Annotated in this window: 21 protein-coding genes and 1 pseudogene; 6 read left to right on the plus strand and 16 right to left on the minus strand. The window is 65.3% G+C overall.

Features of this window, described 5'->3' with window-relative positions; all coding sequences use genetic code 11:
- Nucleotides 1–7 precede the first annotated feature (7 nt).
- Nucleotides 8–685 carry a protein-L-isoaspartate(D-aspartate) O-methyltransferase gene (locus LN450_RS05615; protein WP_008577326.1) on the minus strand — a complete coding sequence of 226 codons (678 nt, stop codon included), beginning with the start codon at nt 683–685 and terminating at the stop codon, nt 8–10.
- Entirely contained in the window at nt 682–1,461 is a 780-nt protein-coding gene (gene surE / locus LN450_RS05620; RefSeq protein ID WP_011347104.1) for a 5'/3'-nucleotidase SurE, read from the minus strand. The genes LN450_RS05615 and surE overlap by 4 nt, the downstream gene beginning before the upstream one ends.
- A gap of 99 nt (nt 1,462–1,560) precedes the next feature.
- On the opposite strand from surE, the gene LN450_RS05625 reads away from it, so the two are divergent.
- Nucleotides 1,561–2,103, plus strand: coding sequence for a Smr/MutS family protein (locus LN450_RS05625; protein ID WP_011347103.1), 543 nt, complete (start codon nt 1,561–1,563; stop codon nt 2,101–2,103).
- 249 nt (nt 2,104–2,352) lie between these two features.
- Here the strand turns inward: LN450_RS05625 and truD are convergent, their stop codons facing one another.
- The 9 genes from truD to LN450_RS05670 all read right to left on the minus strand — a co-directional run bounded on the left by truD (nt 2,353) and on the right by LN450_RS05670 (nt 10,287).
- Nucleotides 2,353–3,462 (minus strand): tRNA pseudouridine(13) synthase TruD, encoded by a 1,110-nt coding sequence (gene truD, locus LN450_RS05630; protein ID WP_011347102.1) that lies wholly within the window; start codon nt 3,460–3,462, stop codon nt 2,353–2,355.
- A 113-nt stretch (nt 3,463–3,575) separates the two neighbouring features.
- A complete protein-coding gene (ispF, locus tag LN450_RS05635) occupies nt 3,576–4,076 on the minus strand; it encodes a 2-C-methyl-D-erythritol 2,4-cyclodiphosphate synthase (protein ID WP_008577320.1) in 501 nt (166 codons plus the stop codon).
- A 3-nt stretch (nt 4,077–4,079) separates the two neighbouring features.
- A complete protein-coding gene (gene ispD, locus LN450_RS05640; RefSeq protein WP_011347101.1) occupies nt 4,080–4,874 on the minus strand; it encodes a 2-C-methyl-D-erythritol 4-phosphate cytidylyltransferase in 795 nt (264 codons plus the stop codon).
- Nucleotides 4,871–5,236, minus strand: coding sequence for a cell division protein FtsB (gene ftsB, locus LN450_RS05645; RefSeq protein ID WP_008577317.1), 366 nt, complete (start codon nt 5,234–5,236; stop codon nt 4,871–4,873). The genes ispD and ftsB overlap by 4 nt, the downstream gene beginning before the upstream one ends.
- 3 nt (nt 5,237–5,239) lie before the next feature.
- On the minus strand, nt 5,240–6,532 hold the full coding sequence (eno, locus tag LN450_RS05650) for a phosphopyruvate hydratase (protein WP_011347100.1): 1,293 nt from the start codon (nt 6,530–6,532) through the stop codon (nt 5,240–5,242).
- A 124-nt stretch (nt 6,533–6,656) separates the two neighbouring features.
- Nucleotides 6,657–6,899, minus strand: coding sequence for a hypothetical protein (locus LN450_RS05655; protein WP_029819207.1), 243 nt, complete (start codon nt 6,897–6,899; stop codon nt 6,657–6,659).
- Nucleotides 6,900–7,015: 116 nt separating this feature from the next.
- Nucleotides 7,016–7,846, minus strand: a complete 831-nt coding sequence (gene kdsA, locus LN450_RS05660; RefSeq protein ID WP_011347098.1) for a 3-deoxy-8-phosphooctulonate synthase — start codon at nt 7,844–7,846, stop codon at nt 7,016–7,018.
- A gap of 220 nt (nt 7,847–8,066) precedes the next feature.
- Nucleotides 8,067–9,731, minus strand: a complete 1,665-nt coding sequence (gene pyrG, locus LN450_RS05665) for a CTP synthase (protein ID WP_011347097.1) — start codon at nt 9,729–9,731, stop codon at nt 8,067–8,069.
- A gap of 313 nt (nt 9,732–10,044) precedes the next feature.
- Complete coding sequence (locus tag LN450_RS05670; RefSeq protein ID WP_008571226.1) at nt 10,045–10,287, minus strand: hypothetical protein; 243 nt, start codon at nt 10,285–10,287, stop codon at nt 10,045–10,047.
- Nucleotides 10,288–10,451: 164 nt separating this feature from the next.
- Here LN450_RS05670 and parE point away from each other — a divergent pair, with 164 nt between their 5' ends.
- On the plus strand, nt 10,452–12,341 hold the full coding sequence (gene parE, locus LN450_RS05675) for a DNA topoisomerase IV subunit B (RefSeq protein WP_003481816.1): 1,890 nt from the start codon (nt 10,452–10,454) through the stop codon (nt 12,339–12,341).
- 369 nt (nt 12,342–12,710) lie between these two features.
- Nucleotides 12,711–14,210: a S10 family peptidase gene (locus LN450_RS05680; protein ID WP_039418836.1), complete on the plus strand. Its 1,500-nt coding sequence runs from the start codon at nt 12,711–12,713 to the stop codon at nt 14,208–14,210.
- A 193-nt stretch (nt 14,211–14,403) separates the two neighbouring features.
- Here the strand turns inward: LN450_RS05680 and LN450_RS05685 are convergent, their stop codons facing one another.
- From LN450_RS05685 to LN450_RS05695, 3 genes are all read right to left on the minus strand, one after another.
- Nucleotides 14,404–15,165: a YdcF family protein gene (locus LN450_RS05685; protein WP_008571224.1), complete on the minus strand. Its 762-nt coding sequence runs from the start codon at nt 15,163–15,165 to the stop codon at nt 14,404–14,406.
- 106 nt (nt 15,166–15,271) lie between these two features.
- Nucleotides 15,272–16,399, minus strand: a complete 1,128-nt coding sequence (locus tag LN450_RS05690) for an inorganic phosphate transporter (RefSeq protein ID WP_011347093.1) — start codon at nt 16,397–16,399, stop codon at nt 15,272–15,274.
- A 9-nt stretch (nt 16,400–16,408) separates the two neighbouring features.
- A complete protein-coding gene (locus LN450_RS05695; protein WP_008571222.1) occupies nt 16,409–17,035 on the minus strand; it encodes a DUF47 domain-containing protein in 627 nt (208 codons plus the stop codon).
- A gap of 272 nt (nt 17,036–17,307) precedes the next feature.
- On the opposite strand from LN450_RS05695, the gene LN450_RS05700 reads away from it, so the two are divergent.
- The gene (locus tag LN450_RS05700) at nt 17,308–18,648 is read left to right on the plus strand and encodes a hemolysin family protein (RefSeq protein WP_008571220.1); all 1,341 of its coding nucleotides are present in this window, start codon (nt 17,308–17,310) and stop codon (nt 18,646–18,648) included.
- Nucleotides 18,632–19,300 (plus strand): exopolysaccharide biosynthesis protein, encoded by a 669-nt coding sequence (locus LN450_RS05705; protein ID WP_039417843.1) that lies wholly within the window; start codon nt 18,632–18,634, stop codon nt 19,298–19,300. Before LN450_RS05700 ends, LN450_RS05705 begins: the two co-directional genes overlap by 17 nt.
- Before the next feature lie 34 nt (nt 19,301–19,334).
- On the opposite strand, the gene LN450_RS05710 is transcribed toward LN450_RS05705, so the two are convergent.
- Together LN450_RS05710 and LN450_RS05715 are read right to left on the minus strand one after the other, a co-directional pair.
- Nucleotides 19,335–19,835, minus strand: coding sequence for a pyridoxamine 5'-phosphate oxidase family protein (locus tag LN450_RS05710; protein WP_011347091.1), 501 nt, complete (start codon nt 19,833–19,835; stop codon nt 19,335–19,337).
- 60 nt (nt 19,836–19,895) lie between these two features.
- On the minus strand, nt 19,896–20,900 hold the full coding sequence (locus LN450_RS05715; protein ID WP_011347090.1) for an LLM class flavin-dependent oxidoreductase: 1,005 nt from the start codon (nt 20,898–20,900) through the stop codon (nt 19,896–19,898).
- A 348-nt stretch (nt 20,901–21,248) separates the two neighbouring features.
- Here LN450_RS05715 and LN450_RS05720 point away from each other — a divergent pair.
- Nucleotides 21,249–22,585: pseudogene (locus LN450_RS05720) on the plus strand (MFS transporter).
- Nucleotides 22,586–22,630 lie beyond the last annotated feature (45 nt).

A 22,630-nucleotide genomic window follows, 5' to 3' on the forward strand; every position in this document is an offset into this window, starting at 1 on the left:
CATGGATTCAATCCAGCATGCCCGACAACAGCGGGACGAACGTGACCGGCGCCAGAACCTGTTGTTCGATGGCGCCATCGGCCCCGCGGGTGAGTTGCACCAACGATTGCGAGGAAGGCCCTCCGACCGGCGCGACCAGGCGCCCGCCGACCGCCAGCTGGTCGACCAATGCATCGACCAACGCCGGTGCGGCAGCGGTCACCACGATGGCGTCGTACGGCCCGTGTTCGGGCCAGCCGATGCGGCCGTCGTCGTGCTTGCTGCGCACATTCATGCCCAGGTGCCGGAAGCGCTTGCGCGCCTGCCGCAGCAGGTCGCCGATGCGCTCGACGGTGTAGACCTCCAGCCCCAGCGCCGCCAGGATCGCGCCCTGGTAGCCGGAGCCGGTGCCCACTTCGAGTACCTTGGCCGGGGTCACCTGCAGCACCGCTTCGGTCATGCGCGCCACCACCCAGGGCTGGGAGATGGTCTGGCCATGGCCGATCGGCAGCGCAGTGTCTTCGTAGGCGCGCGAGGCCAGCGCTTCATCGATGAACAGATGCCGCGGCACGGTGCGCATCGCGTTGAGCGTGGCCTCGTCCTGGATGCCCGCCTCGCGCAAGCGCTCGACCAGGCGGTCGCGCACGCGTTGCGAGGTCATGCCGATCCCGACCGACTCCGGTTGCAGGCGCAGCCTCGGCGTCATGCCGGGCCGTCCAGCGCTGCGGTCAACCCACCCACCCAGCCGGCAACGGTGTCCAGTGCCTGGTAGCGGGTGAGATCGACGTGGATCGGCGTGATCGAGATATGCCCGGTACGCACGGCGTGGAAATCGGTACCGGCGCCAGCGTCCTGCTCGGGACCGGCCGGGCCGATCCAGTACACGGTGCGGCCGCGCGGATCGCGCTGCGGCACGCACGGCTCGGACCGGTGGCGGTTGCCGAGCCGGGTGACTTCGAAACCGAGCACATCCGACCATGCCAGATCCGGCACGTTGACGTTGAGGATAGTGTCGGCGGGCAACGGGTCGGCCTTCAGCCGCGCCACGATTTCCACCGCAGCGCGCGCGGCGGTGTCGTAGTGATGCGCCTGGTGATTGTGCGTGACCAACGACACCGCCACCGCCGGCAAGCCGAGGAAGCGGCCTTCCATTGCGGCCGACACTGTGCCCGAATAGATCACGTCGTCGCCCAGATTGGCCGAATTATTGATCCCGGAGACCACGATGTCCGGGTCGTAATCGAGCATACCGGTGAGTGCCAGATGCACGCAGTCGGTCGGCGTGCCGGCCACTGCGCAGGTCTGCGCATCGACGCGGCGGGTGCGGATCGGCACATCCAGCGTCAGCGAATTGCTGGCGCCGGAGCGATCGCGGTCGGGCGCGACCACCATCACTTCGTGACCGGCATGGCGCAGCGCCTCGGCCAAAATCTGGATGCCGGGGGCGTCGACACCGTCGTCGTTGCTAACCAGTACGCGCATGGGACTCCTCGGAAAACCGGGCCATGATACCGGATGCGTCCCGCGCCTTCGCGCTTGATCTTCGCGTGCGTCTGCGCTTGGACCGGGTACGCTGTGCAGATGTCGCATCCTGAAGACGAAGACGACGGCGCGTTGTTCCGCGCAGCGATCGGCGCGGTCAAGCCGATTCGTGAAGTCGCCCCACCGGCCAACGCCAAGCCACGCCCCAAGCCGCGCGCGCGCATGGCCGAGCGCGACGACGCCCAAGCGCATACCGAATTTGCGCGCCTGCTGCGCGACAGCGCGCCGCTGGAAGCGGGCGATACCGCCAGCTATCGGCGCGAGAATCTTCCCACCCGCTTGTTTCAACGGCTCAAGCGCGGGCAATTCTCGGTGCAGGACGAACTGGATCTGCACGGCGCCACCGCAGCGCAGGCCGAATCGTTGCTGCGCCAGTTCCTGCTGGACGCACACGCGCACGAACATGGTTGCGTGCGCATCATCCACGGCAAGGGACTGCAATCGGACACCGGTGCGCCCGTGCTGAAGAACCTCATGGACCGGCTGCTGCGTCAACGCAACGATGTGCTGGCGTTTCATTCGGCGCCGCCGACGCAGGGCGGTACCGGGGCGCTGCTGGTGTTGCTGGCGCGGCGGCGATAGGCCGATGATTACGCGCGAGTGATGCGAAACGGCAGCCATTGCGCATGGCGACGTGTTGTCTGGAAGGTCTGTCGCGCATGCTCGTCGGGCACGAGCCGATTCCTGTTGCGCGCCTTGTGCAGCTGGCCATCGCTCGTGGCGCCGCGACCGGCCACTATCGCCTCAGCGACCGCCGAGGCCGCTTTTGCGCGCACCGCATGATTGGACCATCCATGCTGCCCCGCGCGATCGGCCGGCGTTTGTACGCGATCATGCGTCGGCGCGCATGCCGACGTTGAAGCGACCGGCGTCGGTGACATCTCCCAGTTCCCACAGCACCGCGGTGGCATAACAGCCAGGCGGCAGCGCGAACTCCAATTGCAGGGTCTGTGCCTCCAGCCATCGATAGTCCAGACCCTGCGGGCGCAAGCGCAGCGCGCGGCGCTCCTGCTTCAGCCCCGCTGCTTCCAGGCCTTGGCGCAATGCTTCGGATTGCGGATCGGACAACGCGCCCTGCTCCAGCGCTGCCGCTTGATCGGCCGAGCGCAGGTCACCAACGCCCCACAACGGCCCGCTGGGATGGATATCGAAACGTGCCAATCGCTCTGCCAGGGCCTCGCTCCACGGCTCCGGGCCGAAGACGCTGCGCGAGCCGTCCAGCATCCACGCCTCGCCCTGCAGTGCGCTATCCCAACTGCCCTGCGCCACGCGTGCGCCAAGCACGCGATTGAACAGGACCGAACGCGCTGCCGACAGCAACATCGAGCGCTGATCGTTGCGCAGCCGCCGCCTGGATGTGGGCGCCGGCAGCAACGTTCCGTCCTCAGCTTGCACATGACCGAACATCGCCAGCGCAGCCGCCACATTTGCGCCATCGCGACCGAAGCGTTGTTCGCCGAACCAATTGGGAATGCCACGCGCAGCAATCGCCTGCAGCCGTTGCTCGATCGCCTCGCGCTCGCCCTGCACCTGGCGCAGCGTCAGCACGAAGCGGTTCCCGTGCAGCGCACCGCGTTGCAGCTTGCGGTTGTGCCAGGCGCTCTGGACCACCTGCATCTGCGCATCATCCAGCGCGGCGATATCCGGCGCGATGCGCTTGGGCAGATGCACGCTGAAGCGCTGGGTGGTCACTGCATGGCGATCTTTCAGACCCGCATAGCTGACGCCCATCTCGGCGATGCCGGCCCAATGCGCAAGCTGTTTGGCGATATAGGCGGTGTTCTGGCCACGCTTGCGCACGGTGAGCAGCAGATGCTCGCCTTCACCGGAAGGCTCGAATGCCGGCAGCTCGTCGAGCTGGAAATCGTCCGGGGTGCTGCGCATCGCCGCGCTGAGCACGGCAGCGCCATGCGCACGCGGCAGCAAAGAGGTCTCGCTCATGGTGTGGTTCGCCTTCGCGCCGGACGTGGCGCGCTGTGCGCCGAATGATTCGGCGCGGTGATTGCGTCGGGCAGCATCGGCGCCGGCTCCGGCCCCAAGCGCTGCCTGTGTTGCTATTGATGAGGCACAGCGGTCCTGCCCAGCAACACCGCGGCCTGTGCAGCGATCCCTTCGCCGCGGCCGGTGAAACCCAACTGTTCGCTGGTGGTGGCCTTGACGCTGACCGCATCGAGTTCGATCGCCAGCAGGCCGGCAATGCGCTCGCGCATGGCCACCGCATGCGGGCCGACCTTGGGGCGCTCGCAGATCACGGTGATGTCGGCATTGCCGACGCGCCATCCGCGCTCGCGCAGCAAGCCATCGCAATGCTGCAGGAACTGTGCGCTGTCGGCGTCTTTCCAACGCGCATCGGAAGGCGGGAAATGCTGGCCGATATCGCCCAGCGCCAGCGCGCCCAGCATCGCATCGCACAGGGCGTGCAACACCACATCGCCATCGCTATGGGCGAGCACGCCGTGGCTGTGCGCCACGCGCACACCGCCAAGCATCACGTGGTCGCCAGGGCCGAACGCATGCACGTCGTAGCCTTGGCCGATTCGGAAATTGAAGGACATGGATTAGATCTCTTCGGGCCCGGAAACCCGGGACCCCGGGCCGGAGAAAGCAGAAGCCAGAACGGACGACTGGGGATGTGCGCTTTCCGGGTCCCGGGCTCCGAGCCCCCGGTTGACCAGTTCAAATTCGAAGCGCGCCAGATCCGCAGGGGTCGTCACCTTAAAGTTGTCTTCGGCGCCTTCCACCAGCAAGGGGCGCAGCCCCATCCGCTCCATCGCCATCGCTTCATCGGTGACCTCGACACCGGCCGCCGCGGCCTCGGTGAGTCCACGGATCAGTTGATGGCGACGAAACAGCTGCGGGGTGAGTGCGCGCCACAGGCGTTCGCGCGGTTCGGTGCCATCGATACCGCCATCGTCGCCGGCACGCTTGAGCGTATCGCGCACCGGTGCAGCCAGGATGGCGCCGACCGGGTCGCCACGGCCGATTTCCAGCAGGCGGTCCAGATCGGCCAGGGCCAGATTCGGCCGCGCGGCATCGTGGACCAGCACGAAATCGTCGGCACGCACGCTTTCTGGCAAGGCCAGCAAGCCAGCCAGCACCGAGGCTGCGCGACTCGCACCCCCCAGGCAGGTCAGCACGGGCGTGGACTGCACCGCGGTCCAGCCGGGCCAATCGGCATCGCCGGGGGCGATTGCCACCATGATGCCGGCCAGCGCCGGATGCGCCGCCAGCGCAGCTAACGTATACGCCATCAGTGGCTGACCGCCGGCCGGCAAATACTGTTTGGGAAGCGGCCCGCCAAAACGGGTGCCGCGCCCGGCGGCCGGCACGATTGCCCAGATGGACCCGGTCATGGGTGATCCACCGGATCGATCGGCTCAGGCGCTTGCTGTGGGGGGGCCGGAGCCTCAGGCGATGCAGGTGCCGGCAGCGGCGCATCCTCGACCACGCGATAGAACGTCTCGCCCGGCTTGATCATGCCCAGCTCGCTGCGCGCGCGTTCCTCGATTGCCGCCTCGCCGTCCTTCAAATCCTTCACCTCTGCTGCCAACGCCTGGTTGCGTTGGCGCAGACCTTCGTTGTCCTGTGTCTGATGCGCGACCTGGGCTTCCAGCATCATCACCTCGCCGGAATTCCCAGGCCCGAACCAGAAGCGGTACTGCAGCCAAGCCAGCAGTACCGCCAGCACCAGCAGTAGCCAGCGCCAGTTGCGCACGGCTTAGCGCTTGAGCGACACGAACGCGTCGCGGCCGGCGTAACGCGCGCCGGAGCCCAGCGCCTGCTCGATACGCAGCAACTGGTTGTACTTGGCCACGCGGTCGCTGCGGCACAGCGAGCCGGTCTTGATCTGGGTGGCGGTGGTGGCCACGGCAATGTCGGCGATGGTGGTGTCTTCGGTTTCGCCGGAACGGTGCGACACGATCGAGGCGTAGTGGGCCGCATGCGCCATCGCGATGGCTTCCAGCGTTTCGGTCAGCGTGCCGATCTGGTTGACCTTGATCAGGATCGCGTTGGCGGTGCCCGAATCGATGCCCTGCTTGAAGATCTTCGGGTTGGTGACGAACAGATCGTCGCCCACCAACTGGACCTTCTTGCCGACGCGCTCGGTCAGCAGCTTCCAACCGGCCCAGTCGTCCTCGGCCAGGCCATCTTCGATGCTGATGATCGGGTACTGCGCCACCCAGTCGGCCAGGAAGTCGACGAACTGCTCGCTGGTCAGGCGCTTGTTCTCGCCGACCAGGTTGTACTTGCCGTTGTCGTAGAACTCGCTGGAGGCCACGTCCAGGCCCAGCAGGATGTCTTCGCCCGCGGTGTAGCCGGCCTTGCCGATCGCTTCGAGGATGGTGTCCAGCGCTTCGACGTTGCTGCGGAAGTCCGGCGCAAAGCCGCCTTCGTCGCCCACCGCCGTGCTCAGGCCATGGCCCTTGAGCACCGACTTGAGCGAATGGAAGATTTCGGTACCGGCGCGCAGCGCTTCGGAGAACGAGCTGCAACCGACCGGCAGCACCATGAACTCCTGGAAATCGACGTTATTGTCGGCATGCGCGCCGCCGTTGATGATGTTCATCATCGGCACCGGCAGCGCCACGTCGGATTCAGTGATGGTGGACAGGTACTGCCACAACGGCTGCTTGCGCGAGGCGGCTACGGCATGCGCGGCGGCCAGCGAAACACCCAGCAGCGCGTTGGCGCCCAGGCGGCCCTTGTTCTCGGTTCCGTCCAGATCGATCAGGCGACGGTCCAGGCCCTGCTGGTCGGCCGCATCGAAGTTCTTCAGCGTCTCGGCGATGGTCCCGTTGACGTTATCCACCGCGTGGCGCACGCCCTTGCCCAGGTAGCGGGTCTTGTCGCCATCACGCAGCTCCACCGCTTCCTTGGTACCGGTCGAGGCACCCGACGGCACGGCCGCGCGGCCGAACGAACCGTCGTCCAGCGTGACTTCGGCCTCCAGCGTGGGATTGCCGCGGGAGTCGAGGATTTCGCGGGCGAGGATCTTGGCGATAGTGGTCATAGGTCCGTTCGGTTACCAGTAAGGGGGGAAGTACACCGGAAACAAGCTGCCGGATTATCGCTGCACACCGGTCCATTGCCAAATCGCATGTCGCCGCTACACACAGCACGTCGCGGGCGGACCGCTACGCCATCAAGCCCAACAGCGACAAACCAGACAGCAGCAGCAAGAGCAACAGCAGGATCAGCGCGGCGATCGCCGCACCAGGCTGGCGACTCAGCCGTAATGCAGCCGAGCCTGTGGCCAGGCTACTGACAACGGCCATGGTGGCCATGATCAGCGTGATGCGCATCGGCAGCCGCGTGGCTTGCATGGCATGGTCGCCATCGCCCGGCATGCCGATGCTGGCGGTAAACAGAACGGCCATGACCGCCATGCACGCCCACGCCGCGATCGACGCGGCCAGTGCCCACCAGCCCCAGGGCCAGTGGCGCCACCGCCGCTCCCGGCGGTGCGCTGCAGCGGCCGCGCGCTGATCAGAACTCACGCAAAGCGCGCAAACCCGTGCTTCTTGGTGACGGCGTCCAGCTCCATCAGGGTTTCGAGCAGTTCTTCCATGCGATCCAGCGGCCACGCATTGGGACCATCGGACAGCGCCTTGGACGGATCCGGGTGGGTTTCGGCGAACAGGCCGGAAATCCCGACCGCCACCGCCGCGCGCGCCAGCACCGGCACGAACTCGCGCTGACCACCGGAGCTGCTGCCCTGCCCGCCCGGCAACTGCACCGAATGGGTAGCGTCGAACACCACCGGGCAGCCGGTGTCGCGCATCACGCTCAGCGAGCGCATGTCACTGACCAGGTTGTTGTAGCCGAACGAGGCGCCACGCTCGCAGACCATGATCTGCTCGTTGCCGGTGGATTTGGCCTTGTCCACCACCGGCTTCATGTCCCATGGCGCGAGGAACTGGCCCTTCTTGATGTTGACCGGCTTGCCGGCGGCGCAGACGTTCTTGATGAAGTCGGTCTGGCGCACCAAAAATGCCGGAGTCTGCAGCACGTCGACGACGGCCGCGACCTCGTTCATCGGGGTGTATTCATGCACGTCGGTGAGCACCGGCACGCCGATCTGCTTCTTCACCGCATCCAGCACCTTCAAACCTTCTTCCAGGCCCGGGCCACGGAAGCTGGTGCCGGAGGTGCGATTGGCCTTGTCGAAACTCGACTTGAAGATGAAGTTGACGCCGAGCTTGCCGGTGATCTCCTTGAGCCTGCCGGCCACGTCGAGCTGCAGCTGCATCGATTCGATCACGCAGGGGCCGGCAATCAGGAACAGCGGCTGGTCGAGGCCGACTTCGAAGTCACACAGTTTCATCAGGTCACCTAAGTAATTAAGCCCCTCTCCCGTCGGGAGAGGGGTTGGGGTGAGGGTACGGGTTGCAAGCGCTTGTAAGGCCAGATGGTTTGCCCTGGCTGGCGCGTGGCGACGCGTTCATCACAGCTGCCATCTTCCAGTGCGTTGCGGTGCCCCTCTCATCCGCCTACGGGGCACCTTCTCCCATGAAGGGGACCGAGGTCCCGATGGGAGAAGGAACTCACGCACGCGCTTCTTTGAGCAACTTGCCGCCAGCCTTCTTCTCGCGCGCCGCACGCACGAAGCCGATGAACAGCGGATGGCCGTCGCGCGGGGTGGACAGGAATTCCGGATGCGCCTGGCAGGCCAAAAACCACGGGTGCATGTCGCGCGGCAGCTCCACCACTTCCACCAGGGTGTCGTCCATCGACTTGCCGGAGATCACCAGACCGGCGTCTTCCAACTGCGTGCGATAGCGGTTGTTGAACTCGTAACGGTGACGGTGCCGCTCGGCCACCACATCCTTGCCATAGACCTCGCGCGCCAGCGTACCGGGCTTCAGGCGCTGCTCCTGCAGGCCCAGACGCATGGTGCCGCCCAGGTCGGATTTTTCGTCGCGCTTTTCGACTTCACCGGTGGCGGTGCGCCATTCGGTGATCAGGCCGATCACCGGGTGCGGCGACTGGCGATCGTTCTCGGTGCTGTTGGCTGCATCCAGGTCGGCGACGTGGCGGGCATAGTCCACCACGGCCGCCTGCATGCCGTAGCAGATACCGAAATACGGCACCTTGTGCTCACGCGCGAACTTGGAGGTCTGCACCTTGCCTTCGAAACCGCGGTCGCCGAAACCGCCCGGCACCAGGATGCCGTCGATGTCTTGCAAGGCAGACATGTCGCTGCCCTCCAGATCCTGCGCTTCCAGCCACTTCAGGTTGACCTTGGTGCGCTGACGCAGGCCACCGTGACGCAGCGCTTCTGCCACCGACTTGTAGGCGTCCTGGTGATCGACGTACTTGCCGACCACGGCGATGTTGACCTCGTCCAGCGGATGCTTGACCGCATCCACCACCGCCGCCCATTCGGACAGGTCGGCCGCGGCGACCTTGTCGCGCAGCTTGAACTGCTCGATGACCAGTTCGTCCAGGCCTTGGCGCAGCAATTCCAGCGGCATGCCGTACAGCACGTCGATATCCGGGCAGCTGATCACCGCACGCTCGGAGACGTTGGTGAACAGCGCGATCTTGCGGCGCTCCGAATCCGGCACTGCCTGCTCGGACCGGCACAGCAGCACGTCCGGCTGGATGCCGATCGAGCGCAGTTCCTTGACCGAATGCTGGGTCGGCTTGGTCTTCAGCTCACCGGCCGCCGCGATGTACGGCACCAACGTGAGATGCATGAACATGGCCTTTTCGGCGCCGCGCTCGGTGCGCACCTGGCGAATCGCTTCCAGGAACGGCAGCGATTCGATGTCGCCGACGGTGCCGCCGATTTCGATCAACGCGACATCGAACCCGGCGGTGGCCTCGTCGATGCAGCGGCGGATCTCGTCGGTAATATGCGGAATCACCTGCACGGTGGCGCCCAGATAATCGCCACGACGCTCCTTGCGGATCACGTTCTCGTAGATGCGGCCGGTGGTCACCGAATTCTTGCGCGACAGGCGCGTGCGTACATAACGCTCGTAGTGACCCAGATCCAGGTCGGTTTCGGCACCGTCGTCGGTGACGTAGACCTCGCCATGCTGGAACGGGCTCATCGTGCCCGGGTCCACGTTGATGTACGGGTCCAGCTTCATCATCGTGACCTTCAGGCCACGCGCTTCAAGAATGGACGCAAGCGAAGCGGCGGCAATGCCCTTGCCTAGCGAGGACACTACGCCGCCGGTAACGAAAATCAGGGGGGTCATGGGGCTTGAAGCCTCCCGGAAAGCCATAGTTTAGCGGGTGACGGGCGAATGCCCAAGGGTTGCGTGACGACGAGGTCATCACACGTTGAAACAGTGCATGTCGCGCAGGCCTGAGCGGCTGGCAGACATGACGGGCACTGCCAGGCGATTGCGGGCTTTCTGCGGGGGCCGGCATGCATGCGCGTTACATGCCAGCCCCATGCACCGGCTACGCCAACAGGGCGAATGCTGCGTGGTCTTACACAGCTACCCCAAAAGCGAACGCCCCGGCAATGCCGGGGCGTCGGTAGCACCTGGCCGCTAGGCCGCGCGATCAGCGTGCAGGCTTTTCTTCTTCCTCTTCCTCGCGCGGGGCGCTGTCGGCCTTGGGCTTCTGCGCAGCGGCGGCAGCGCGGCGTTCGGCTTTGCGTTCGGCTTCGGTCTTGGCCTTCGCGTCATCGGCCTTTTGAGCCGCGGCGCCCTGTCCGGTCTGCTGCGGAGCGGCCTGGGCCATGGCGGGAAGCGCTGCGACTGCGGCCGCACCGAGGGTGAGCATCAGGATGTGCTTGAACTTCATGGCGTCCTCTTTGGCTTCGGTGACATCCTCAGGTGGGGACGCTTGATTGCGAAACCAACGCCAGGGTAGCCAATGCTGCCCGGCCCCCCACTGAACGCCGGTCGCGTGCAAAAAATCGGCTCAGCCCCCACACTTGCGCGTCGTTTCACGTGCCAACGAGATGCATGAACACCCGTTATAACGCCGCCGATATTGAAGTGCTGTCGGGCCTGGACCCGGTCAAACGCCGCCCCGGCATGTATACCGACACCGCGCGCCCGAACCATCTGGCGCAGGAAGTGATCGACAACTCTGTCGACGAGGCGCTGGCCGGCCACGCCAAGCAGGTCGAAGTCACGCTGTACAAGGACGGTAGCTGCGAAGTGTCCGACGACGGCCGCGGCATGCCGGTGGACATCCATCCGGAAGAGAAGATTCCGGGCGTGGAGCTGATCCTGACCCGGCTGCATGCCGGCGGCAAGTTCAGCAACCGCAACTACACCTTCTCCGGTGGCTTGCACGGTGTAGGCGTAAGCGTGGTCAACGCGCTGTCGACCAAGGTCGAACTGTTCATCAAGCGCGAAGGCAGCGAGCACCGCATGGAGTTTCGCGATGGCAACGCCGCGTCCAAGCTGGAAGTGGTGGGTACCGTCGGCAAGAAAAATACCGGCACGCGGCTGCGTTTCTGGGCCGACCCCAAGTATTTCGATACGCCCAAATTCAATGTGCGTGCGTTGCGGCACCTGCTGCGCGCCAAGGCGGTGCTGTGCCCCGGCCTGACCGTCAAATTGCACGACGAGGCGACCGGCGAGCAGGACAGCTGGTATTTCGAAAACGGCCTGCGCGATTACCTGAAGGGTGAGATGGCCGAGCACGAGCTGCTGCCGGCCGACCTGTTCGTCGGTAGCCTGAAAAAAGACACCGAAATCGTCGACTGGGCCGCGGCCTGGGTGCCGGAAGGCGAGCTGGTGCAGGAAAGCTACGTCAACCTGATCCCCACCGCGCAGCATGGCACCCACGTCAATGGCCTGCGTTCGGGCCTGACCGATGCGCTGCGCGAGTTCTGCGATTTCCGCAATCTGCTGCCGCGCGGCGTCAAGCTGGCACCGGAAGATGTCTGGGACCGGGTGACCTTCGTGCTCAGCCTGAAGATGACCGATCCACAGTTTTCCGGTCAGACCAAGGAACGCCTGTCCTCGCGCCAGGCTGCCGGCTTCATCGAAGGTGCCGCGCACGATGCCTTCAGCCTGTATCTCAACCAGAACGTGGAGATCGGCGAGAAGATCGCGCAGATCGCCATCGATCGCGCCAGCGCACGGTTGAAGACCGAAAAGCAGATCGTCCGCAAGAAGGTCACCCAGGGCCCTGCCCTGCCCGGCAAGCTGGCCGATTGCATCAGCCAGGATCTGTCGCGTACCGAACTGTTCCTGGTCGAAGGCGATTCGGCCGGCGGCTCGGCCAAGCAGGCGCGCGACAAGGATTTCCAGGCCATCCTGCCGTTGCGCGGCAAGATCCTCAACACCTGGGAAGTGGCTTCCGGCAGCGTATTGGCCTCCGAGGAAGTGCATAACCTGGCGATCGCGATCGGTTGCGACCCGGGCAAGGACGACATCACCGGGCTGCGCTACGGCAAGGTGGTGATCCTGGCCGACGCCGACTCCGATGGCCTGCATATCGCCACGCTGCTGACGGCGCTGTTCCTGCAGCATTTCCCCGCGCTGGTGGCCGCCGGCCACGTGTTCGTGGCGATGCCGCCCTTGTTCCGTGTCGATGTGGGCAAGCAGGTGTTCTATGCGCTGGACGAAGAAGAAAAGACCACGCTGCTGGACAAGATCGCGCGCGAAAAGATGAAGGGCCAGATCAGCGTCACCCGCTTCAAGGGCCTAGGCGAAATGAATCCGCAGCAGCTGCGCGAATCCACCATCCACCCGGACACGCGTCGACTGGTGCAGCTGACCATCGACGACGGCGAGCAGACGCGTTCGTTGATGGACATGCTGCTGGCCAAAAAACGCGCAAGCGACCGCAAGCAGTGGCTGGAGACCAAGGGCGATCTGGCCTCGCTTGAAGTCTGAGTGCTGGAAACCGATAGCCCCTCTCCCACCCAGGCGAGAAGGCACGGCCTGCGCGCGCCTTCGAGCGCCCGCGCCGCAAGCGCGGGCGGGGCGCAGAGCGGCGTTTGGGTGCGGGCGTATGCACTTGCGAAGTGAGTAGCACGAGGCTTCGCCCGCACCCTCATTCCCCTTCGGAGCACCGTCCGCATCAGGCGGGACAATGTCTCGACGGGAGAAGGAAGCGCCTTGCATGGGCGCTCATTTCGGCGGGCCGCACACACCTGCCTTTGCGTACCACCTCGGTCCGCGCGACATCCATGCCTTCCTGCACATCCACCGGGCTCTGCAGCGGCCTAGCATCGGCGCTTCCCTGCAATCACGTCGATGCCCATGCCCTTCTTTCTCCGTGCCGGCCTGCTGGTCTGCGTGCTGTTCAGCGGGACAGCGCTGGCCGAAGCGCCAGACAAAACCGATAAAAGCGATGCCAAACCCGATGCCGCTGCCGCCAAACAGGCGCCATTGCCGGCCGACGCCAGCGTGCGCCAGAGCACACGCGTGGCTGGCCGCAACCTGAGCTATACCGCCACGGTCGGCACGTTGCCGGTGCGCGATGCGCAGGGCAAGACCACGGGGGAAGTGGTATTCACCGCCTATACCGTCGATGGCAAGGACCGCCCGGTGACCTTCGCCTTGAACGGTGGGCCGGGCGCCGCATCGGTGTATCTCAACATGGGCGCGATCGGGCCGAAGATCGTCGGTTTCGGCGCCGAGGGCGACAGTGCGTCGGCACCTGCCACACTGCGCGACAACCCGGGCACGTGGCTGGACTTCACCGACCTGGTCTTCATCGACCCGGTGGGCACCGGCTTCAGCCGCGCCCTGATCGGCGACGACGATGCCAAGAAGCAGTTCTACAACCCGCAGGCGGATGTGGAATATCTCTCGCGGGTGATCTACGACTGGCTGCTCAAGAACCGCCGCCTGCAGGCGCGCAAATATCTGGTCGGCGAAAGCTATGGCGGCTTCCGCGGCCCGCGCATTACCCATTACCTGCAGACGCAGCTGGGCGTGGCGATGAACGGCGTGGTGCTGGTGTCGCCGTATCTCAACCCGACCCTGGACGACAACGGCGATGTGTCGCCCCTGGCATGGATGCTGACGCTTCCCTCGATCGCTGCTGCGCACCTGGAGCGCCAGGGCCAGCTCAGCGACAGCGCGATGCGCCAGGTGATCGACTACACCCGCGGCGATTACGCGGTGGCGCTGATGAAAGGACGCACCGACCCGCAGGCGCATGAGGCGATGCTGCAGCAGGTCACCCGCATGACCGGGCTGGACCCGGCATATGTGCGGCGCTCCGGCGGACGCCTGGAAACCCAGGCCTATCTGCGCGAAGTGTTTCGTGACAAGGGCGAACTGGGCAGCCGTTACGATTCCAACGTGACCGCCTTCGACCCGTTTCCCAACGATGCCGAACAACGCGCCAACGACCCGCTGCTGGACAGCATCATTGCGCCCACCACCACCGCAATGGTGGACTTCGTCACCCGCGTGGTCGGCTGGAAGATCGATGCGCAATATCGCGCGCTCAACTACGACGTGAACAAGCTCTGGGACTGGAACGACGAGCTTCGCAAGGGCGCAGTGACCCAGCTGCGTCAGTCGGTGGCGATCGATCCGAAGCTGCGCGTGTTGATCGCGCACGGCTGGAACGACCTCTCCTGCCCGTTCATGGGTTCGGTCCTGACGGTGGACCAGATGCCGGCCATGGGCAGCGACAGCAAACGCGTGCAGGTACGCGAATATCCCGGCGGCCACATGTTCTACAACCGCGCCGACAGCCAGGCCGCGTTCCGTGACGACGTCAAGGCGATGTACCAAACGCGCTGAGTGCAGGCAGAGCCGGCCGCACACGCGGCCGGCGACCAAGCCGTCGGGCAGCACCATCAGTTCCGAGTGCCGCGCATCTGCGTTGCCATCGTCAATCTGGAACTGGCAAGCACCGTCGCAAGGACATCAGCCAAGCAGATCTAGCAGCGCACCAGCTGTTACCAATCCCCAATCCCAAATCCCGGCTCCCCAATCACAACGCACCAGGCTCGCTAGCCTTCACGTTCCACCCCAACCACTGGTAGACCTGATAGCGCGCAATGCCCAGGTATTCGTGCAGGGCCACATCGGCCAGCGTGAAGTTGTAGCTCTGCGGCAGGATCGACCAGGTGGCGGTCAGCCAATCGGCGCGCACCGGTGTGGCATCGATGCCGAAATGGCGGAAATACAATTCGGCGCGACGCAGATGCGTGGCCGAGGACACCAGCGCAATGCGATCGGGCCGGTAGGCGCGCAGCAAAGGCTGGCTGAACTGCGCGTTCTGCCAGGTGTTCATGCTCGACGGCTCCATGATCAGATCTGCCCGCGGAATGCCCAGGCCCAGCAAGACACGCTGGTAGACCACCGCTTCGGACAGGCCCAGGCCGCGTGCATCGCCGCCGCTGATCTCGATCTTGCAATCGCCCCCGCTGTGCCGGCATTGCCAGTACAGCCGTGCCGATTCGACGATGCGGCCGTAGGCGAACAGATTGGCTTCGGCCACCGCATCGCGGCCTTCCGGGCGCACGGTGCCGGCACCCAGCAGCACGATGACGTTGCGCGCGCCCCACGCGTTGAAATCGTTGACCCCGGTGCGTTGCAGGTGTTGCAGCATCCAGGAGGGCAACGGACCGCAGCCCACCGCGAACACCAGCAGCAAGCTGGCCAGGCCCAGCACGCGGGAGAACCGCCGCAATCCGCGGCGGTCGATCAACCAGGCAAACCCGAACAACACGCACACCAGGGCAAGCATCATCGGGAAAGGGTCTCACTCATGGCATGCGGGCAACTTGCCGCAAACAGGTCGATACGGCAACGGCGGCGCAGTCTGCCGACGGTGCGTGAGCGCACCGCGGCATCGCTCAGGTCCAGCCGAACAGCTCGAACAGCGTCAGGATCAGATACGCCACGCCGCCAGCGGCCGGGATGGTGAGAATCCAGGCCCAGACGATGCGCTCGATCACCCCCAGCCGCAGCGAACGCGGGTTCTTGGCAAAACCCACCCCCATGATGGCGGTGGAAATGCTGTGCGTGGTGGATACCGGCATGCCGAAATGCGCCGCCACGGTGAGCACCGTCGCCGAGCTGGTTTCTGCGGCAAAGCCGTGGATGGGATGCAGCTTGACCATCTTGTGGCCGAGCGTCTTGATGATCTTCCAGCCGCCCGACGCCGTCCCTGCGGCCATCACCACCGCGCAGGTCAGCACGATCCACATCGGGATACCGGCGCCGGCGGCAAGGCCGGTGCCCGGATGCAGGAACGACAACCAGCTCGGCAAATCGTCCAGCGCACCGGCCGACTGCGCGCCGATCAGGGTCATGGCGATGATGCCCATGGTCTTCTGCGCGTCGTTGTGGCCGTGCGCGTAGCCCATGTACGCGGCCGAGGCGATCTGCGCCTTGCCGAAGAACGCATTGACCCAGCGCGGGCGCGCCAGCCGCCCGATCGGGCCGCCGAGTTTGGACATGCCGGCGATGATCGCCCACAGCAGCACCATCACCAAGATGCCGAGCACGAAACCGGCGATCGGCGAGGTGATCATCGGGACGAACACCTTCCACAACAGGCCCTTGTTCTTGGCCCAGTTGCCGATGTTTTCCGACCAGATCAGCGCGTCCCAGTTGTTGTGCGCCGCGGCCAGGCCGGCGCCGCACAAGCCACCGATCAAGGCATGCGAGGACGACGACGGCAGGCCCTTCCACCAGGTGATCAGGTTCCAGATGATGCCGCCCAGCAGGGCGCACAGGATCACCTGCGGAGTGACGTCGACCACGTTGGTGTTGAGCAGGCCGGAAGCAATCGTCAGCGCCACGGCGGTGCCGGTCAGCGCGCCGATCAGGTTCATGCCGGCGGCCAGCATCACCGCCCAACCGGGCGAGAGCACCTTGGTGGCGACCACGGTGGCGATGGAGTTGGCGGTGTCGTGGAAGCCGTTGATGAACTCGAACACCAACGCGGCCAGGATCACCACCAGAACTAAGGTAAGCACGCGGCGACCTCAGCTGTTCTTCAGCACGATCTGGTAGACCACCACACCGGCCTCGCGGCAGCGGTCGATGGCCTTTTCCAGAATCTCGAAGAACTCCTTGAGCAGGAACATCTGCAACGTGTCCAGCCGGCCGGAATAGATGTCGCGATACAGCTCCAGCATCAGCCGGTCGGCTTCGTTTTCGAGCATGCGCAGCTTGTCGTTGAGCGCGGTCATGCGGTCGATGTTCATGTGCGGCAGGTCGGCCACCATCTCCACCACCACCGCGGCGGCCTGCTCCAGCATCGCGGCGCGCGGAGCGAAGTCGATGTGTTCCAGGTGCTTGGTCGCCAGCGAGTAGCGGTCGGCGAATTTCTCGACCTGCTTGGGAATCTTGTACAACGCCGAGCCCAACGCCTCGATGTCTTCGCGTTCGATCGGGGTCATGAAGCTATCCACCAGCGCCTGGCCGATCTTGTCGGAGGCGGCGCGTTCGCGCAGGCGGGCCAGCTTGAAGGCGTCCAGCGCCGGTTGGCGGTCGGACTCGCGCATCATGGCGTGCAACGCCCTGGTGCTGTCGTAGGCGGCCTGCGCCGCTTCGTTCAGAAGCGCATAGAACTGCTTGCCGGAACCGAAGATGGTCTGCAACGAGAACATGGGTGGACAACTTCCTGCCGTCGAGGGAGAGACGGCGCCAGACGCGAATTATGACCGTTCCATGACCTCTCTGGGTATCTCGCGCCGGGAGCGGCCTTCACATCGACATTTCCCGGCTCGAACCACCCTGTGGTTTGCTACCATGCCCCCGCGCCTTCGGGCGCACCCTATGGAAGACGACCCTATCCCCCCGTGTTGCCGCCCGGCCTGTGCGCCCGCCGGTAGCCCCAGTGCTCCCCCGCCCTCCCCTTCACTAACCGGGGAAGACGCCCGTGGTTGAGTTTTTGATCGTCATCGCCCTGATCGTGCTGAATGGCTTCTTCGCCATGTCGGAGATGTCGTTGATGACCTCGCGCAAGAGCCGCCTGAAGCAGATGGCCGGCTCCAGCAAGCGCGCCGCGCGGGCCCTGGCCCTGGCCGAAAGCCCCGAAAACTTCCTGTCCACGGTTCAGATCGGCATCACCCTGATCGGCATCCTGACCGGCGTGTTCGGCGGCGAGGCGATCGGCGAAGCCATCGCCAGCTGGCTGCAGGGTGTGTTCCCGGCCTTGGCGGGCACGTTCGAACTGGTCGGCAAGCCGCGCCCGTATTCGGTGGTGATCGGCAGCACCCTGGCGGTGGCGCTGATCACGTTCCTGACGCTGATCTTCGGCGAGCTGGTGCCCAAGCGGCTGGCGCTGCGCAATTCCGAAGACATCGCAGGCGTTGTCGCGGTGCCGATGGCCTGGCTGGCCAAGATCGCCGCGCCCGGGGTGTGGGTGCTGGCGCGCTCCACCCGCCTGGTCCTGCGCATGCTGGGCATGGGCAAGGACGAGTCGGCCTCGGTCACCGAGGAAGAGATCCGCATGCTGGTGGCCGAAAGCCACGAGGCCGGGGTGATCGACGCGCACGAGCGCGACATGATGAATCGCGTGATGCGGCTGGGCGATCGTACCGCCGACAGCCTGATGACCCCGCGCAACCGCATCGCCTGGCTGGACGCCAACGCCGAGCCGGAACGCAATCTGCAGGTCATGCGCGAGCACGAATTTTCGCGCTACCCAGTGTACCGCGGCAGCGACCAGGACATTGCTGGGGTGCTGGAAGTCAAATCGCTGGTCACGCGCATGGACGGCCACGGCGCGCACCTGTTCCAGGCGCTGCGCGACACCTTGTTCGTGTCCGAATCCACGCACGCGATGAAGCTGCTGGAAATCTTTCGCGAAGAACAGCAGTCGATGGCGCTGGTGGTGGACGAATACGGCGAAATCCGCGGATTGGTGACCATCAGCGACCTGATGGGCGCAGTGGTCGGCCGTCTGCAGGCGGTGGAAAATACCGACGAGGACGCGCTGGTGGTCACGCGCGCGGACGGCTCGCTGTTGATCGACGGGTCGCTGCCGGTGGAAGAATTGCGCGAAGTCCTCGGTGCCGAACTGCCCGACGCCGACGAGGGCGATTACCACACGCTTGCGGGCCTGTGCATTTACTATTTCGGGCGCATTCCGCAGGCCGGCGAGTTCTTCGATTGGGCCGGCTGGCGCATCGAGATCGTCGACCTGGACGGTGCGCGCGTGGACAAGTTGCTGCTGAGCCGGGTGGGCGACGAGGACAGCGATGACATCGTCGGCTGACGGCGGTGCACCGCACGATGATGCCAGCGAGCAGATGCGCTACCGCAACGAAGGCATCCGCAGCCTGCTGGCAGCCTTCAGCGAAGGTGATCCGGACCAGGTGTTGCGCGTTCGCGAGATCTTGGCCGACCTGCAGCAAAGCGCCTTCGGCGTGTTCCTGTTTCTTGCGATCCTGCCCTCGTTCATTCCGATTCCCGGCGTTGCCGGTGGCATCAGTGGACCGTTGACCATCCTGATCGGGCTGCAGATGATGTGCTGCCTGCGCAAGCCGTGGGTACCGCGCTTCATCGGCGAACGCGGGCCGCGCCGTCGGACCAGCCAGCGCTTCGTGGCCAAACTGGGACCGACGCTGCAACGCCTGGATCGCCTGCTCAAACCGCGGTTGCATGGCATGCTGGACCGGATGCCGGCGCAGCTCCTCACCGGCTTGCTCCTGGTGCTGGTCGGCATCCTGCTGACGCTGCCGATCCCCTTCACCAACTACATCTTCGGCCTGATCCTGCTGCTGTTCGCGCTGGCCCTGCTCGAGCGCGACGGTGCGCTGATGCTGGTGGGCTGGGCAGCTGCGCTGATCTCGGTGGCCGTGTTCGGGGTCACCTCCGACCAGCTGGTGGATCTGATTCGCGATTGGTGGCCGGACGCCTGGCGCTGAGCGCAGCGCGTCCGGCGCGGCGCTTGCGACGCAGTTATTTCAGATCGACCACGCGGTTGTCCGACAGGCTGCCGGTATCGTCGGTGACCGCCGTCATCACGAAATACAGCGCCTTGCCGAGCAGCCCGCTGGGGCCGTCCCAGTATTCGGCCGATTCGGCGCGCACATGGATCAAGCGCAGGTCCGGGTCGTCCTTGCCGCCGGGGAAGAACACCTTCATTGCCGGCGACCACAGTTCGTCGATCTTGGCGCGGTCGTGGACCACGCGTGCGGTGCCGGCTACCGAGACATACGTGTTCTTCGAGGCCGACGCGTAGGCCACGTTGACGCGCGGATCAGCGGCGATTTCCGCCACTTTCGGGCTGTCGGCGGCGGTGGCGAACCACAGGTCGCCGTCGAACTCGACTTCCTGCGTGCCCAGCGGGCGGCTCACCAGTTTGCCGTCGGCCGAGACGGTGGTGAACATCGCGATGTCCACCCCGCGGATCAACTCGGCCAACTGCTTGACGCTCTCGCGGCGTTGCTGAAATTGCATGCTGGTCTTCCCAATGGATGTGCACGCATCACAGCCGATCGCCGCGCAAAGCGACGTGAATCACGCCAAGGTCACGTCCAGCTCGCGGCACGCGGCGGCGGCGGCAATTTCGAAGGAACGCAGACGCGCGGCGTGGTCGTAGATGTTGGCGGTGAACAACAGCTCGTCGGGCGTGTGACGCTCGATGAACTCTGCCACGCCGCGCGCAATCTGCTCGGCATCGCCGAGTACCGTGCACGCCAGTGCACGCTCCACCCCGGCACGCTCATGCGGCTGCCAGAAGCTGTCGATATCGTCGATGGGCGGCGGAATCTTGCCCGGCTTGCCGCGGCGCAGATTGACGAAGCTCTGCTGCTGGGTGGTGAACAGACGGCGTGCCTGCGCCTGCGTCTCGGCCGCCACCACATTCAGGGCCAGCATCACGTGCGGCTTGGCCAGCTGTGCGGACGGGCGGAATTCGCGGCGATAGATCGCCACCGCGTCGTCCATCGCGTCGGGTGCGAAATGCGAGGCGAACGCGAACGACAACCCCATCGCGGCGGCAAGGCGTGCGCTGAACAGACTCGACCCCAGCAGCCACACCGGCACCTCCAGCCCGGCGCCGGGCACGGCCTGCACCAGTTGCCCCGGCACCGCCGGCGCGAAATAGCGCATCAGTTCGGCCACGTCCTGCGGAAAGTGATCGGCGCTGTCGAAATAGCGGCGCAAGGCGCGTGCGGTGGGCTGATCGGTGCCCGGCGCACGGCCCAGGCCCAGGTCGATACGCTGCGGATACAACGAGGCCAGCGTGCCGAATTGTTCGGCCACCTGCAACGGCGCGTGGTTGGGCAACATGATGCCGCCGGCACCCACGCGGATGGTCTTGGTGCCGCCGGCGACGTGACCGATCAGCACGGCGGTGGCGGCGCTGGCGATGCCTGGCATGTTGTGGTGTTCGGCCAGCCAGTAGCGCTGATAGCCCCAACGCTCGGCGTGCTGGGCCAGATCGAGCATGTTGGCGAAAGCGTGGGTGGTGTCGCTGCCTTCGCAGACCGGCGCCAGATCGAGCACGGAAATGGGGGTCATCGAATGACTCCGGAAAGAGTGATATGCCAGAGATGGGGCTGGCCCGGCGGCATTGCCAGCGGCCTGTTGGGTGCCGTGAGGGATTACAGCATTCCAGCAGTCGGACAACGCATGGGGTGCACGGGCTTGGTTCCACTCGCGACAGCGGCGTTGTTGAGCTTGCTGCTGACAAGGGCGGTGCGGGCGCGATTGTGAGGAAGAGTGCTGTTGCCTGGTCGGCTGCGCGCACCTTGGATGCCCAGTGCCCTCTTGCCACAGACGAACGCATTGACCGCGCGACGAAGTGTGCCCGCTGCGGCATCTGGACGCTGGCTATGATGAGACTGCCCTATCTGCGCCTGCCTGCCCATGTCTCCGAGTGTTTTAGCGCCCCCCGAACAGCCCTCGCCTTCCGCGCAGATCGCCGCCCGGATCGACCGGTTGCCCGCCAGCGCCACGCTGTGGCGGCTGGTGGGGTTGCTGGCGCTGGGCGGGTTCTTCGAGTTGTATGACCTGTTCCAGACCGCCTACATCAGCCCCGGGCTGATTGGCGACGGCATTTTTGCCAGCGGCGCCGATGGCGCGTTCGGCATGTCCGACCAGGCCGCATTCGCGGCGGCCACCTTCCTTGGGTTGTTTGTCGGTGCCGCGCTATTGAGCCCGTTTGCCGACGGGTTCGGGCGCCGCCCGGTGTTTACCTTCGCCTTGATCTGGTACACCGCTGCGACCGTGGCGATGGGTCTGCAAAGCACTGCCAGCAGTGTGATTGTGCTGCGCTGTGTGGTCGGCATCGGGTTGGGAATCGAACTGGTCACCATCGATACGTATCTGTCCGAACTGGTACCGCGGCACATGCGCAGCGCGGCGTTCGCATTTGCCTTTTTCGTGCAATTTCTGGCGGTTCCGACGGTCGCGCTGACCGCGTGGATGTTGGTGCCGTTTGCGCCGCTGGGCATGAGCGGCTGGCGTTGGGTGGTGTTGCTCAGCGGTGCGTTTGCGCTGGCGATCTGGTGGCTGCGCAGCCGCTTGCCGGAATCGGCGCGCTGGCTGGCCGCACACGGCCGGCATGCAGAAGCCGATGCAGTGGTGACCGAACTGGAAGCGCGCTGCTGTGGCGTGCGCCGTATCGCGGGCGCATCGGGATGTTGGTGGTCTTCCATGTGTTTCAGGCGATCGGCTTCTTCGGTTTCGGCAACTGGTTGCCTGCGCTGATCTCGGCGCAGGGCACCGGGGCCGGGGTGACCAAAAGCCTGGCGTACTCGTTTGCGATCTCGTTGGCCTACCCGCTGGCGCCATTGCTGTTGCTGCGTTTTGCACAGCGCTGGGAAAACAAATGGCAGATCACCGCATCGGCGCTGGGCGCTGTTCTGTTCGGTGGGCTGTTCGAGTTGCAGCATCAGGCCGTCGGCATGGTGCTGTGCGGGGCGATGGTCGCGTTCTGCAACGCCTGGATGAGCTTTGCCTATCACGGCTATCAGGCGGAGCTGTTCCCGACCGGCTTGCGTGCACGTGCAGTGGGCTTCTGTTATTCCTTCAGTCGCCTCTCCACGGCGGTGAGCAGCGTGCTGATCGGCTGGTTGCTGACGCAGGTTGGCAGCCACGGGGTGCTGGCCTTCATCGCGCTCAGCATGTCGATCGTGGCGAGCGTGATTGCCGCGTTCGGGCCGCGCACGCGCAATCGGGCGCTGGAAGAGATTGCGGGATAAAACGGCTGGCCCAGTGACCAGACGCACGCCTGGCGTGCGCAGCCG

The organism is Xanthomonas euvesicatoria pv. euvesicatoria (assembly GCF_020880415.1).
GTDB classification, from domain to species: Bacteria; Pseudomonadota; Gammaproteobacteria; order Xanthomonadales; family Xanthomonadaceae; genus Xanthomonas; species Xanthomonas euvesicatoria.

Bases quoted from the DNA above. Each gene is read 5' to 3' on its own strand.
- LN450_RS05695 (WP_008571222.1), bottom strand. From the start codon at position 17,035: ATGTTCTCGTTGCAGACCATCTTCGGTTCCGGCAAGCAGTTCTATGCG.
- kdsA (WP_011347098.1), bottom strand. From the start codon at position 7,846: ATGAAACTGTGTGACTTCGAAGTCGGCCTCGACCAGCCGCTGTTCCTG.
- LN450_RS05670 (WP_008571226.1), bottom strand. From the start codon at position 10,287: ATGAAGTTCAAGCACATCCTGATGCTCACCCTCGGTGCGGCCGCAGTC.
- LN450_RS05615 (WP_008577326.1), bottom strand. From the start codon at position 685: ATGACGCCGAGGCTGCGCCTGCAACCGGAGTCGGTCGGGATCGGCATG.
- ispD (WP_011347101.1), bottom strand. From the start codon at position 4,874: ATGACCGGGTCCATCTGGGCAATCGTGCCGGCCGCCGGGCGCGGCACC.
- LN450_RS05685 (WP_008571224.1), bottom strand. From the start codon at position 15,165: ATGATGCTTGCCCTGGTGTGCGTGTTGTTCGGGTTTGCCTGGTTGATC.
- eno (WP_011347100.1), bottom strand. From the start codon at position 6,532: ATGACCACTATCGCCAAGATCCTCGCCCGCGAAATCCTCGACTCCCGC.
- LN450_RS05710 (WP_011347091.1), bottom strand. From the start codon at position 19,835: ATGCAATTTCAGCAACGCCGCGAGAGCGTCAAGCAGTTGGCCGAGTTG.
- surE (WP_011347104.1), bottom strand. From the start codon at position 1,461: ATGCGCGTACTGGTTAGCAACGACGACGGTGTCGACGCCCCCGGCATC.
- LN450_RS05655 (WP_029819207.1), bottom strand. From the start codon at position 6,899: ATGGCCGTTCTGTTTACCGCCAGCATCGGCATGCCGGGCGATGGCGAC.
- truD (WP_011347102.1), bottom strand. From the start codon at position 3,462: ATGAGCGAGACCTCTTTGCTGCCGCGTGCGCATGGCGCTGCCGTGCTC.
- ispF (WP_008577320.1), bottom strand. From the start codon at position 4,076: ATGTCCTTCAATTTCCGAATCGGCCAAGGCTACGACGTGCATGCGTTC.
- LN450_RS05625 (WP_011347103.1), top strand. From the start codon at position 1,561: ATGTCGCATCCTGAAGACGAAGACGACGGCGCGTTGTTCCGCGCAGCG.
- LN450_RS05705 (WP_039417843.1), top strand. From the start codon at position 18,632: ATGACATCGTCGGCTGACGGCGGTGCACCGCACGATGATGCCAGCGAG.
- LN450_RS05715 (WP_011347090.1), bottom strand. From the start codon at position 20,900: ATGACCCCCATTTCCGTGCTCGATCTGGCGCCGGTCTGCGAAGGCAGC.
- pyrG (WP_011347097.1), bottom strand. From the start codon at position 9,731: ATGACCCCCCTGATTTTCGTTACCGGCGGCGTAGTGTCCTCGCTAGGC.
- LN450_RS05680 (WP_039418836.1), top strand. From the start codon at position 12,711: ATGCCCTTCTTTCTCCGTGCCGGCCTGCTGGTCTGCGTGCTGTTCAGC.
- parE (WP_003481816.1), top strand. From the start codon at position 10,452: ATGAACACCCGTTATAACGCCGCCGATATTGAAGTGCTGTCGGGCCTG.